The sequence below is a fragment of the Algoriphagus terrigena DSM 22685 genome, assembly GCF_000429445.1.
In the GTDB taxonomy this organism is placed as follows: domain Bacteria; phylum Bacteroidota; class Bacteroidia; order Cytophagales; family Cyclobacteriaceae; genus Algoriphagus; species Algoriphagus terrigena.
In genome coordinates, this window is the sequence record NZ_AUBW01000017.1 from 91283 (window position 1) to 104785 (window position 13503).

Genomic DNA, 13503 nt, shown 5'->3' on the forward strand with positions numbered 1-13503 from the left:
TGCTTCTATTCTTTTAATTCCGAATATTTGGTAGGTATTCTCTTCAATCCCGTCACCGAATGAAACAAATCATCCCTTTTCACACCTTTAAGGAAGCCATCGAATCGTTTGACAACGGCGGTAGATTTTTCAACTTTCTGAGCCATGCCAAAGACGGCGTCGTGACCCCCGCTGAGCTGGGAAAGGTCGCAGGAGTGACGCACGATCCGCAGGCGATGATCCTGTACTTGATGATGTCTATTTCAACTTTGGATAATCACTCCAAAGAGCGGGTCTTAGCCCATCTCGATACTGCGCTGTTTGATCTTTATGAAAAATACCATCCGGTGCACATGACCTTGGAGCAATTTGCCGGACTCGGCAAAGCGGGCATCAGCACCACGGTGGTCGGCACTCCAAAAAAAATCAGCTCCACCACCGACTTCGGCGGCTCCATCATGGTTCCCGTGATCGTCGATGCAGTGACGAGTTTCGCCATTGTGCCGATCGTCTCCGCCTACGACGTATATGAACTGACCTCCGACGAAGGCCACGTCGTCATGACCGTAGCTCATCACAAGGAGAAATCCCCGCTTCCCGAACGAAAACTACGACTCGGAGGAATGCTCACTTCACTGAATCAGTCCGAGGAAGCTGGCAAGGCCAGCGAGGTATTCTTGGAAGTTCAATACTACGTAGAGGAAGATTGAGGTCTTCACTTCCGTTAAAAACTTAAACTTGGAAACATTACTCATCGATCAGGAATCTTTTTCACTTTCTCAGGGGGATTTTATCATCCGCCTGCTGGTAGCCATTGGCATCGGCAGTGTGATTGGCTTAGAGCGCCAATACAGCGCGATGAAGGAGGATTCACAGAGCTACGCAGGGATTCGCACCTTCGTCTTCTTGGTTCTCCTGGGATTTATCGCCGCTCTTTTCAATTTCCTTTTTTCGCCTTGGGTCTATTTCGCCTTTTTTCTGGGAGTATCACTATTGATCGCAGTGTCCTATTGGTTTACCGCCACTCAGGGAGACCACGGGGCGACCACAGAGTTCAGCTCTCTTTTGGCCTTTGTACTTGGCTCCATGACCTTGATCGGCATGATCGAGATCAGCCTTATGATTACGGTTTTGATCCTTTTAGTGCTTTCCTCCAAGTTCCGGATCAAGGCGATCGTGGGAAAGATCACCGCCGAGGAGATGTACGACTTCATCCGGTTTGTGGTGATCGCACTGTTGATTTTTCCGTTTTTACCGGACCAAACCTTTGGTCCATACGACGTCCTGAATCCGAAAGAAATTGGCTGGGTGATCATCCTGACCTCCGGTCTTGGATTGGTCGGCTACATCTTGACCAAATTCCTTGGAGCCAAAAAAGGAATCCTACTCGGAGGCATCCTCGGCGGCTTGGTATCCAGCACAGCCGTGACTTGGATCTATGCCAAAAAAAGCAAAGAAAACGAAGCCCTCTCCGCAAGCTGCGCCACAGCCATTTTGGCTGCGTCGTCGATCATGTTTGTCCGCGTGGGGATCTGGACGTCTATCTTCAGTCAAGACCTCTTCATTAAACTGCTTCCTGCCATCAGCTCGATCTTCCTGGCTGCGATCGGGATTACCCTTTATATCTTTTTCAAAAGGCAAAACAAGACAGACGAAAACGCGGAAATCCCACTCAAAAAGCCACTGGATCTGAAAGGAGCGCTGGTCTTTGGGGTAATCTATAGCTTGATTCTGCTGCTGGTCAGCTACGCCAATGAAAATCTCGGTAACAGCGGAACGATTATTTCGAGTGCGGTGGCGGGATTTTCCGACATCGATGCGATCACCATCAGCATGTCCAAGCTTGCCGGAGGTTCTTTGGATCTTGGGATCGCTGCGATTGCAGTGCTGGTTGCTTCGATATCCAATACCTTGGTCAAGATGGGAATCGGCATCTACGCAGGAAGTGCCGCCCTGCGGAAAAACCTCCTGATCGGCTATGGCACCATGTTTCTCGTGGCTTTGGCTACCTTGCTTTTCCTCATCTAACTCTTTCCCAAAACCATGACCCTTCGCACTCTGCTCACGTTTTTGACGTCATCATTCTTACTTTTTTCCTGCGGAAAAGAAAAACCTGCGTCCGGAAATCCTGTCTCCGAACTCGTCGCCGAGTCTTATCTCTCCTGGAATGGAGACTCGCTCCCTGCCTACCCTGCCGGAAAGCCAAAAATCACAATCGTCAAAGTCACCATACCTCCCCACTCCACGCTACCCAATCACTATCATCCGGTGATCAATGCCGGAGTTTTGCTCTCAGGTGAACTGACCGTGGTGGATGTGAAAGGAAACGTATTGGAAATGAAAGCCGGTGATCCGATCATCGAGGTAGTCAACACGATTCATCATGGAGTCAACAAAGGGGATGTGCCCGCCGAGATCCTCGTTTTCTACGCCGGAGCCGACGAAATGAAAATCGTCGTAAAAGATTCTGTTTCGAATTAAAGGTGCCATATATTCCTAATTCAAAAATTCTCAATTCAACATTTTCTATCATGCCCTCACACAAGACCACCTTTCAGTTTATCAGCGAACCCGGAGACGTCAACTTTGGCGGAAAAGTCCACGGAGGCTCCGTGATGAAATGGATCGATCAGGCCGCTTACACATGTGCGCGAACCTGGGCCGAAAGCTATTGCGTGACGGTGTATGTTGGGGGCATCCGCTTCTACAAACCCATCAGCATCGGCGAACTGATCAAGATCGACTGTCAGGTGATCCTGACCGGAAGCTCAAGCATTCACATCATGGTAGAGGTGTATTCGAGGGCTTTTTCGGAGAAAAAATTTGAGAAAAAGACGCACTGCATCATCATTTTTGTCGCTGTGGATGAAAATGGCAATCCCAAAAAAGTAAAGCCTTGGATTCCAAAGACAGAACAAGAAAAGAAACTAGAAGAATACGCCGAAAAGCTGAAAAAACTCCGCGGAGAAATCCACGAAGAAATGCGGCCGTTCTTTAATGAGTAAAAAAAAGGCCTGTCGAGTTTGAAGCTCGGCAGGCCTTTTTGTTTGCGCTATTTCTTCAATTCACCCTCCACCTTCTCCAAAAACAAGCCCTCCACATAAAACTGCCAATCTGAAAACTTCAGTGCCTGATTGGCCAAATGAACGTGGTGGTCTTGATCCAGAATATAGTCCGCGGGTTTATTCAGCTGTCGGGTTTTACCATAGACTGCCTCGAGTTGGCCTTGGATTGCGCTCCACTCCTCCTGCATTCCGGCCAATTTGGCTTGGGCTTGGCTTCTTTTCTCTCCGCTGGGTTCATCCAGTTCCGCGAGGGTGATCAGAGCCCGATTAGAGAATTGCGCGGCCTGAGCGACTTGCTCATAGACCTCGAGGGTGTAGGAATTCCTCACCGCAAGCTTCTTGCTCTGCTGGATCACCTGAAGGACTGAGTCAATTGCCGCCTGATTGGCTTTGGCAAGCGCGACCTTCTCTTGATATTTTTGCGTCCAAGCTCCCGCCGAATCGGCATTTGGAAAAGGAATGACGGCTTCCTCCATTGGATTCTGGTATTTTCTTAATTGGTTTCTGTCCCGCTTTGTGTCTAACAGCGCATTTTTCCAGAAAGCAACCGGCTCCTCTAGTTGATTGATAAACTCCATATCCGCACCCGCCAGAGCGGGGCCAAAAGTGCGCTGACGGTACGCAGCATGCAGTTCCTGTGTATTTCGCTTTTCCCCGGACCAAGTGTACTCCGCGAAGATTGCAATGCCTCTCCCATAAAGTTCAAAATGCGGAGAGTCGTCATCCCAAAGGGTCAGGAGCAGGCCATCCGCCTTGTTGCGGATTGAGATCAGGGCAAAATCCCGAATGTTGTTGGTGTTGCTTTGATCCTGCGGCAGGAGGTTCCAGCGAGTTTGGCCTGCGGTTGCTCCCATGACTTTTAGTCCATTGTCAGAAAACCATTTGATTGCGCGGATATTCCCCGGAGACTCAGGCGCGTCATAGTTCCAGCGCATGTACACGCAGTTTTTTGGAAACATGTCAACGTACTTATTCAGGTTTGGTTCGTTAGCAGTCCAAATGCTGTCCACTTCCGCCCCGGTCAACTTGAGATTGTAGATCGAATTGTAAACCTCCGCATTCTTCAGCGGCATGTCATCCCAAAAGATCGGAGTCAGCCCTTTTTGCGCAGCATAGTCACTCACCCGGTTGAGCCAAGTCAGCTGAAGCTCCAGCGGAGATTTCCCACTGCCACGCCCTGTCGTGTGGACTTCATCTCCACCCACATGCAGGTAATTGACGTAAGGGAAGGCCTTCAGCGCATCTTCGTAGAGGTTAAACTGAACTTTATAAGTTTCTTCGTCGAGCGGGTTAAAAGCCCAATCGCTTTCAGGATCGTCACGAAGAGGCTTGTATTCTTCATGCTTTAGGATAAAGGAAGCATGTCCAAGACCTTGCACCAGCGGGCTGATCCGAATGTTTCTCGCCATTGCATAGTCGCTGATTGCCTTCCAGTCGGCTATGGAAAAAGCATCCGATGAGCCCACTTTCGGCTGAAGTTCATAGCGGAGTTTGTCTTCGATTTCGACGATAACGGCATTGATTTTTTGCGCAGCAAAGCGATCCATCAGTTCGTAGTAATACTCCTTCTTCTCCAAATGATGCTTCACATCCAGATGAACCGCACGATAGGCCAAGGCCGGAGCGTCGGTTATCTTGCAGATCGGAAGCGCCGCATCCTGATCCTTGGCGTCTTCCAACAACTGCGAAAGCGTCATCAGCCCATACCAAAGACCTGCCTTCGTGCTGGCTTTTATCTCCAGAAGCTCCTCGGAAATCTCCAATTCGTAGCCCTCTGAAGCAATCCCAGAGGCGGGGTCGAGCACCAAAGCAACCTCATCGCTTTCGGTGTCGAGTTCGTCTTCCGCGGCAACGTACCTATCTTTTGCCAGTTTCAGCGATTGCTCGATCTCCGCGACATCCAGTCGAGACTCTCCGGTAATTTCGAAGGTCATCGGGCTGGGCAAAATCAAGAATTTCGCGTCGGATTTGGGTTTGGTTTCGCAGGAGATCACCACGAGAAAAAGTGCCGCAACAGCAGCAAGTTGAAAGAAGCGCATGGGTTGTTTTGGATTTTTCCCAAAAATTAGGAAAATCTGGGGCACTAGCACCTAAAAATTCTGTGATTCGGTGGAAATCCATGATCGGCCTTTGATATTCCTCATTTTTGCCTAATTTTTAGATTCTCCAATTTGGAAAAATATCCGGTTGGGAAACCTTTAACCACAACAAACCCAAAATGCTGACACTTCTGATAATCCTGGTCGCCCTGGCCCTGATCCTGATTGCCATCGTCAAATACGACATTCACCCATTTCTGGCACTTTTTGTAGGAGCGATTTTATACGGGTTGATGATGCAGATGCCTTCGGAACTTATTATCAAATCGATCTCGGATGGATTTGGCGGGGTGATGGGAAGCGTCGGTTTGCTGATCTTGCTGGGGGTGATTCTGGGAACCTTTCTTGAAAAAACAGGCGGGGCCATGGTCATCGCCGAGAAGGTGTTGAAATGGGTCGGAGAAAAGTCGGTGAATCTATCTCTGATGCTAAGTGGCTGGGTTTTATCCATTCCTGTGTTTGGGGACAGCACCATCATCATGATGAACCCGATCGCCAAGTCACTTTCTGCACGTAGCACCATTTCCTACGCGGCCACCATTGTGGCAGTGTCTTTAGGTGCTATGGCGAGTCACTCTTTGGTTCCTCCTACTCCCGGACCGATTGCTACGGCGGGAATTCTGGGAGCAGATCTTGGCCTGGTGATCTTTTATGGAGGTTTGGTTTCTCTGATTACGCTGATCCCGCTTTACTTTTTTGTACAAAAATGGGTGACTAAAATCCCACTTAGACCCCAGCTTTTGACAGAAAATCTTGAAATTCCCAAAAAAGACCGACCAACTTTTGGTTCATCTCTTCTCCCTATCCTGTTACCGCTTTTTCTGATCATCCTCGCCTCCATTGCCAACTATCCTACCAAGCCATTTGGTGAGGGAAAATTAATTTCGGTCATCTTGTTTTTGGGAACACCCGTCATTTCACTTTTGATTGGAGCGATCCTGTCCTTTACTTTACCGAAAAAGTTCGACCGAAAGCTGCTTTCGTCCACAGGCTGGATCGGAGAATCGATCTTGGTGGCGGCACCTGTCATTTTGATCACCGGTGCAGGGGCAGTGTTTGGGAAAATGCTACAAAACTCTGGTGTAGGTGACATGGTCACCTCCTCCATGAGCGATGCGAACTGGGGGATTTTTCTTCCCTTTCTGATAGCCTTTGGACTTAAAACCGCCCAAGGTTCTACTACCGTTGCGATGATCACCACAGCTTCGATCATCGCTCCAATTTTAGGCCCTTTGGGTCTTGATTCAGAAATCATGAAGGTCTTTACCACTGTGGCGATCGGTGCGGGAGCCTTGGCGATATCCCACGCCAATGACAGCGGTTTTTGGGTCGTCACCCAGCTCTCCGGCATGACCACCAAGCAGGGCAATCTTTCCCACAGCCTTGGGACTATCATCGCTGGAGTTACAGCTATTTTTGCAGTCTATGTGCTGAGCTTGATTTTGGGATAAAAACAATTAAAAAATTAGACTTGCAGATTAGAAATTGCACTTCTATTCTGCAAGCCTCTAAATTCCAAGACAAAAGAAACTAAAAGCCAATTCTCACTCTGTCCCCATTCTTCATTTTACATTTTTAATTCATAATTCTTCACCTCGCCGTCCATCCCCCATCCACGGTAAGCATCGAGCCAACGAGATAGGTTCCGGCGGCGGAGGCCAAGAAAATAGCCGCTCCCTGGATCTCTTTTAATTCTCCCCATCTTCCCAGCGCAGTGGCACCCACGACAAACTTTTTACCCTCTTCGGTGTCCGCAATCGGCAGATTCATTTCCGTCAAAAACGGCCCCGGACAGATCGCATTCACCGTAATATTCCAGGGCGCAAGCTCCAAAGCCAGAGCCCGCGTCATCTGCACCACTGCTCCTTTGCTGGAGGCATAGGGCGTGCGGTTGGACAATCCCACCAAACCCAGTGTACTTGCCAAGTTGATGATCGAGCCACTCTTTTGATCTTTCATAAACGGCGTCACGGCTCGGCTTGCCAGCCAGGTGCCGGTTACGTTGATATCCATCACCTTCGTAAAATCTTCGTAACTCAATTCGTCTATGGCTCCTCGGATGTTGATGCCAGCAGAATTGATCAGAATATCGATGCTTCCAAAAGAGTCGGCTGCAAACTTTGCCATGGCTTCCATGGCCGTTTTGTCCACCACATCGGCGGCAAAGGTCAATGCCTTCACGCCGTATTGGGCCGCGATTTCAGCTGCAGCCGCGTCGCCGTCAGAAGCATTTCTACTTACCAAAAGTACATTTGCTCCGGCAGAGGCCAGTCCGGCGGCCATGGCCAAACCAAGGCCTTTGGTACCGCCTGTAATGATGGCTGATTTGCCTTTGAGTGAAAAAAGTGAGATTCCGGGGAGTTGGGAGAAGTCGAGTTGGGACATGGGGTTGTTTTAGGATTTAGAGTTTTTGGTAAACAGTAGACAGACGACAGTCAACCCCTTTTGGAAATAAATTGGAGCTTATTCAAACCAGCGACTATTTGTCTGTCTCGCTTTTCCATTCGTGTTCAATATTTGTCATGAGCAATGCGTTGTCAAATTTCACTGAACCTTCCGGGAAAACTTCTTTATTTTCAAAAAAGCTGGATTTCACTTTCAATACGTCAAGTGGTTTTACTTCCCATCTGTATGCTTTCAATCTTAGCCCATCAAATTTCTCTTTGTTTGGTGAATAACCAAGATCGCCATTTTCAAAAAAATCAGAAGCATTTCTTAGTGTTCCGAAAATAGATTCACTGTCAAAAAGTTGCGTTTCGCCAGCATGAATTAATATTTCAGTGTCATCAGAACTTTTAAATTCAATGTGATACTTTCCATTTTTTTCTTCTACGTTGAATTTTGCATGATAGTGTTTCCCTGGAAATATTCGCCCTCCTACAAACTCGTTTAATTTCAAGGACGTATCCCTTCGAGGAATAAAAACACCTGATTTTGTTTCACCTTTTTCATCCCATTCAACAGCAATTCTGTGGGCACCATTTTCCGAGTTAACTCCTACAAAGTCAGGAAGTCCTTTAGGCTTTATGTCTTTTAGGCGAATTAGACAAATACCGACGATTGCTTTGTCTTTATAAATCTTTGGCCGAAAAGGAAACGGAATGATCTTCTCCACAGCTTTTGGGTCAGCCGTAAAGTTGATTAGTATTCTTCTGTCGATGTATCCGTGAATTGCAGGAATTTTCATTTGGTATTCGTTTTTCACACATTGGTTAAAAGTCGATGTATCGTGGATTCATCGCCGCAGACAACGATATTCGACGTCAATCAGTTGACAATTTAACCCAACAATTCTTTTTTAGAGTACGCCAGACACCTGATCACATTCTCCTCCTCGTATGCGAGTTTTTGCTCGGGATTCAGATTCGTAACTTCAGGAAGTGAACTGGGATAAGTATGATCACGAACGAGTCGCAGCGTTTTAGCTAGCTCTTGGGCGGAAGGATTATCGAAAGTCGCCCAATAGCTTTCCTCCAAACAGGGAATCTGCAGCGGATCGCGGGTGATCATCTCCAGACTGAACGTCACCGCGGGATTGTATTTTTGGCACAAGCTCACCGCTTCTTTCAGATCCACGATCCCGGTCCCCAAAGGAACCTCCGAGAGCAGGAAACCCTTATCAAAAGCCTTCACCCCCATATCCTTCACATGGGTGGAAAACGCAAAAGGTGCCAAGGTCCGGATCACCTCCATCGGATCCTCCAGCAGGGAGACATTGTTTCCAAAGTCCAGCGTCACTCCCACCCACTCACTGCTCAGGTCTTCGATGATTTGCTTGAGTTCAGCGGCTTTCCAGTCCTTGTGATTTTCCACCGCCAACTTCATCTGGTGCTTCCTCACAATTGGCTCTGCTAGGCGGATTGACTTCAGCGAGTTTTCCTTGAAAGTCAACCAGTCCGCTTCCGTCTTAAAGGTTTCATAGCGACGACCACTGAGACAGGCTGTACGCAAGATCGCAGCGCCTGCTTCTTTGGCTACCAAAAGTTCGGTTTCAAACCGCGCCAGATCATCGGAAGTTTTCGGCAAACCGATACTTCCCTCCAGATACATCCCCAGTTTTTCCCGCTCATGTCTGACTTTCTTTCCAAAATCTTCCGCCCAACCTCCCACGGTCGTCTGAATCCCCCCAGCACCGATCGAATGGCAATGGCGCATTAAGTCAATAGCATCCTTGAAACCCGGATAGGTTGGACTTTCGACCTTGGAACCGTAACGACTGTAGGAATGAACCACCACGCCCATGGGCACGCCTTTGAGACTTTCCGGCAAAGCCGAAAAAGGAAAAGTCATCGCCGCGGCAGCTAGACTGGACTTTTTGAGAAATTCCCGTCTCGATTGGGAAGTGTTGGGATAGGTGTCCATGGGGTAGGATTTTGGGTTAGGGTTTTGGAGCGGCAGTGCCAGCTATGTGCTTTTTCAATTCATTGGCCGACCAGGGATAGACACGGCCCTGATTGAGGTGGCGGGTAGAACTCACGGTGCGACCGGTAACCGGCGGCGCTTGGTTTCCCCATTCATTTCGAATATACGTCAGGATCGCAGCGATATCTCCGTCATCCATCGTCGAATGAGACGGCATCACGGGCAGGATTTCGGGTGCATCATACGTTTTGCCAGCGACCTCGATCGGCCCCTCGATTCCGTGGAGCAAGATCAGCGAAAGCTTGACTTCATCACCAGTCACCCACTCCGACCCGGCCAGCGGCGGCCCCATTCTCGCAGCACCTTTGCCATTGCTGCCATGGCATCCGGCGCAGGAAGTCAGGAATTTGGTCCGCCCAACTGCAAACTGCTTCATTGCTTTTTCGTCCAAATCTCCGGCTACGGCAAGCTTGCTTTCGGGTTGATATCCCGGCCAGGAAAAGATGCGCTTCAGCATCGCTGTTCGGTTTTGATCCAAGGGAAAGTCCTTTCTTGAGAAAATCGAAGGGCTTTCACTTAGCTTGACAAATCCCGGAGCTTCGATATCTGCCGCCTTGATGGCGATTCCGGTGAGGATCACTGTTTCCTTCCAGCCTATCTGCTCTGCGTCTGCCAAGGTCAAAAGGCCGCTGATTTCCTCCGGTTTTCCATTGTTCACTACCGCAGTCGTCAGCATCTCAAGGAAAATCTCCCGGTCGGTATTTGCTTCTGTCCAAGTCGGAGAAGCGGCTAGCCTTTTCAATAAAACAAACTCCTCTCCCTCCAAACTACTGAGGATCGCGTCGCGTATGAGCGCCAGGTGTCCGTGCTGTTCAAAAATCCCAGAAATGATTTTCGTTCGGGTTTCGGTTGGGAAAACAGCCGAACTCAGCGCCAACTGAAGTGCCAACGTTTCTGAAATCTTATCCGGCCAAGCGTTCACTACTTTTTCCACTTGGGCCAAGAGATCGGGGCTTTCAAAAGCAGGTTTCTCAAGTTGTCGTAAAGCCGTCGCTTTCAGCAGATCTGAATCGCTTTTCAACACTTCCAACAGAAGCTCCGCATTGACTTTTCCCATCCCTTCCAAGGTCCAAAGTGCATGGAAACGCCCCAGGTCGGATTTCCCATTTTTCACTAACCCTTCCAATCCAACAACTGAAGTCGGATCATTTCTTTCGACCAAAATCCGCTGTGCCATGTCCCGAAACCAGCCATCTTCGTAGCTGAGGTAGTCGATCAATTCTTTATTGCTCGCTTTAGACAACTTCGGAAATTGCGCAGGATCAAAGCCCTTTGGCACCACTCTCCAAATCCGCCCCATATGCCCGGGAGAGTCCAGTCCCCGCTTTTTGGTTTGCTCCTGCAGGTAGGGCGTCATGTACGAGCCATGCTGCACGATACCCTGATACATGTCGGCAACGTACAATCCTCCATCCGGCCCGACCGTAGCATTCACGGGTCGAAAGCGCTCATCAGTCGACGCAAAAAATTCCTTTCCCGGATTGGGATCATGGGCCTCCAACAAGGCTCCGTTTTCGGCGACGACATTGCGCTTGACCAAGTTTCCGGCATTTTCCATCACAAAGACATTTCCCAGATACTCCTTCGGAAAAAGGTGACTGCGATATACCGTCGGCGCGGAAGCTGAAGTAAACTCCAACAGTCGCCCAGCACTGTCCAGTGTCCCCGGGATATAGCCCCGATTGATTGCGGGATTGGATCGGATGGGAAAGATCTTCCGATCGATGGTCAGACCGTGGTCGATTCCGGTAGACGGTTGGTGATTCTTATTTCGGGATAAATAATTGGCAGGGACCAAGTCTCCATGTAGTTGAGACCAGTTGTAGTTGTAAATCAGCCGACCTCGGTCATCTTGGGAAATCCCCCACTGCCCGCGTAACTCCGTCGAATCCCGAATCCATTCCCCATCCTGAAGTCGGTAGCGAAGACTGGATTTGGCGCTGTAATACCAGTTGTCGACGTTTCTGACAAAGCCATTGTCCGAATGCTCCGGAATTCCATTGGCGGCGTAAGTTGAGTCTAGGAGGACTTTAGAATCAGCCTGCCAGTCGCCATCGAGGTCTTGGGTGATCCAAAGTGAGTTATTTTCAGCAACTAATGCTCCGTTTTTGAAGAGTCCCAACGCTCTCGGCATGATCAAAGAATCCAGGTAAACGGTCCGCTTGTCCATCTGACCATCGCCGTCCGTATCTTCCAAGATCGCCACCGAACCGACGGGTTGGTTTTCCTCTGAGCCTTCGAAATCACTCATATATCCCCGCATCTCTACTACCCACAGTCGGCCATCTTCGTCAAACTGAATGATCACCGGAGATTCCACAAGCGGTTCGGAGGCAACCAACTGAATTTCAAACCCCTGCTCGATCTGGAAAGTCAGAGCTTCCTCCTCGGCAGTTCGTGCGGGACTCTCGGGGGTTTCGGGCAACGGCCCGGATTCCTTACAGGCAATAAAAAAAAGCATCACAACCGAACAGCACAGCAGGGCACTTCGAAGCATGGATTACTGGTATTTTGGGTTTTTGTCAGGATGAAAAAGCAATTCCCCCCTCATCCTCAGGTTTTTCCAAGTTGGTTTTTATTCCGCTGATTTACAAGGTCAATTCTGTAGAGAAATCAATTGGCGGGTAGACGGCCTCGAAGATCGGCCAACAGCTGAAAAAAGGAAGCTTTCGCAGACTTATGCTAACTTTGCGCAAAATCCCGACTATGAATTTTTCCGAGCTAGGCCTTTCCAAAGAACTGATCACCGCCACCGAGCGGGCAAAATACGAAAGCCCCTACCCGATCCAGGTCGAGGCCATTCCGGCCATTCTTCAGCAAAAAGACCTACTCGGTCTCGCACCGACAGGTTCAGGAAAGACCGCCGCTTACATCCTTCCCATCCTTCAGCGTTTGCTGGCCAAGGATGCACCGACCGAGCGATTCGTCCCCGTTTTGGTGATCGTCCCCACCCGTGAGCTCGCTGTGCAGGTCGCAGAGGTGACTGAGAATTTCAGTCGGTTCTTGCCCCGAAATATCAAATCGATGGCGGTTTTTGGCGGGGTTTCCATCAATCCGCAGATGATGAAACTCCATGGAGTGGAGATTCTGATCGCAACTCCGGGTCGCTTGATCGACCTAATCGGTAGGAACTCTGTAGGTATCTCGCGCATACATACGCTCGTGTTGGATGAAGCAGACAAAGTCTTGAATATGGGTTTCCGAGAGGAAGTGGAGCATATCCTCGACTTGCTGCCAGGCCGAAGACAGAACATTCTCTTTTCGGCGACGATGGATGAGGAAGTGGAAGTTTTGACTAAAAAGCTGCTCAAGGATCCGGTGAAAGTCCAGGTCGAGGCACCCAACTTCACCCCGGATCAGATTGACCAAAAAGCCTATCGGGTCAATGCTGAAGAAAAGGGCCCTTTCCTCCGCCAACTCATCAACTCAGGGCATTGGAAGCAAATCCTGATTTTCGCTTCCTCAATACGAACGGCAGACAATGTCGTCGGAAAACTGGTCAAAAACGGCATAGAAGCGATTGCTTTCCACGGAGACAAAAGCCAGGGCGCAAGAACAGAGGCACTTGCCAGATTCAAATCCGGGAAGACCCGGGTATTGGTCGCTACCGATCTGGCTGCGAGAGGAATTGACATCCAGTTTCTTCCTCTGGTGATCAATTACGAACTGCCCCGATCGCCAAAAGACTACATCCACCGCATCGGTCGAACTGGCCGGGCCGGTGCTGAAGGCGAAGCCATCTCCCTGATCACCCCAGAGGAAATGCACCACTTCAAAGTAATCCAAAAGAAGATGGGCAAGTGGGTTCAGTTGACTCACGCGGAAGATTTCGGCAAGGCGACGGAGGAACCCCTTTCTTAATTTTCCGTCGCCCAAATGAATTGCTCGACCAACAATCCTACTGGCGGGCCGTGGACCGTTGACAGTGGTCGGTCGAC

At 49.4% G+C, this 13503-nt stretch carries 11 protein-coding genes; 6 read left to right on the forward strand and 5 right to left on the reverse strand.

Annotated features, from left to right (window positions below; all coding sequences use genetic code 11):
- Positions 1–59: 59 nt before the first annotated feature.
- From G459_RS30275 to G459_RS0115960, 4 genes are read left to right on the forward strand one after another with little or no spacing between them, the layout of a single operon-like run.
- Positions 60–689, forward strand: coding sequence for a hypothetical protein (locus G459_RS30275; protein ID WP_051315265.1), 630 nt, complete (start codon positions 60–62; stop codon positions 687–689).
- Positions 690–717: 28 nt separating this feature from the next.
- Complete coding sequence (locus G459_RS0115950; protein ID WP_026968535.1) at positions 718–2007, forward strand: MgtC/SapB family protein; 1290 nt, start codon at positions 718–720, stop codon at positions 2005–2007.
- A gap of 15 nt (positions 2008–2022) precedes the next feature.
- A complete protein-coding gene (locus G459_RS0115955) occupies positions 2023–2460 on the forward strand; it encodes a cupin domain-containing protein (protein ID WP_026968536.1) in 438 nt (145 codons plus the stop codon).
- 50 nt (positions 2461–2510) lie between these two features.
- On the forward strand, positions 2511–2984 hold the full coding sequence (locus tag G459_RS0115960) for an acyl-CoA thioesterase (protein WP_026968537.1): 474 nt from the start codon (positions 2511–2513) through the stop codon (positions 2982–2984).
- Between the two features lie 47 nt (positions 2985–3031).
- Here G459_RS0115960 and G459_RS27740 read toward each other — a convergent pair whose 3' ends face one another.
- Complete coding sequence (locus tag G459_RS27740; RefSeq protein WP_051315266.1) at positions 3032–5083, reverse strand: family 20 glycosylhydrolase; 2052 nt, start codon at positions 5081–5083, stop codon at positions 3032–3034.
- Between the two features lie 179 nt (positions 5084–5262).
- On the opposite strand from G459_RS27740, the gene G459_RS0115970 reads away from it, so the two are divergent.
- Positions 5263–6594 (forward strand): GntP family permease, encoded by a 1332-nt coding sequence (locus tag G459_RS0115970; RefSeq protein ID WP_026968538.1) that lies wholly within the window; start codon positions 5263–5265, stop codon positions 6592–6594.
- A gap of 139 nt (positions 6595–6733) precedes the next feature.
- On the opposite strand, the gene G459_RS0115975 is transcribed toward G459_RS0115970, so the two are convergent.
- From G459_RS0115975 to G459_RS27745, 4 genes are all read right to left on the reverse strand, one after another.
- Complete coding sequence (locus G459_RS0115975; protein ID WP_026968539.1) at positions 6734–7528, reverse strand: SDR family NAD(P)-dependent oxidoreductase; 795 nt, start codon at positions 7526–7528, stop codon at positions 6734–6736.
- A 94-nt stretch (positions 7529–7622) separates the two neighbouring features.
- The gene (locus G459_RS0115980; protein ID WP_026968540.1) at positions 7623–8330 is read right to left on the reverse strand and encodes a DUF2071 domain-containing protein; all 708 of its coding nucleotides are present in this window, start codon (positions 8328–8330) and stop codon (positions 7623–7625) included.
- 92 nt (positions 8331–8422) lie between these two features.
- On the reverse strand, positions 8423–9505 hold the full coding sequence (locus G459_RS0115985) for a sugar phosphate isomerase/epimerase family protein (protein ID WP_026968541.1): 1083 nt from the start codon (positions 9503–9505) through the stop codon (positions 8423–8425).
- Between the two features lie 16 nt (positions 9506–9521).
- Positions 9522–12062, reverse strand: coding sequence for a DUF7133 domain-containing protein (locus G459_RS27745; protein WP_035456182.1), 2541 nt, complete (start codon positions 12060–12062; stop codon positions 9522–9524).
- 209 nt (positions 12063–12271) lie between these two features.
- Here G459_RS27745 and G459_RS0115995 point away from each other — a divergent pair, with 209 nt between their 5' ends.
- A complete protein-coding gene (locus tag G459_RS0115995) occupies positions 12272–13426 on the forward strand; it encodes a DEAD/DEAH box helicase (protein ID WP_026968542.1) in 1155 nt (384 codons plus the stop codon).
- Positions 13427–13503: the final 77 nt, after the last annotated feature.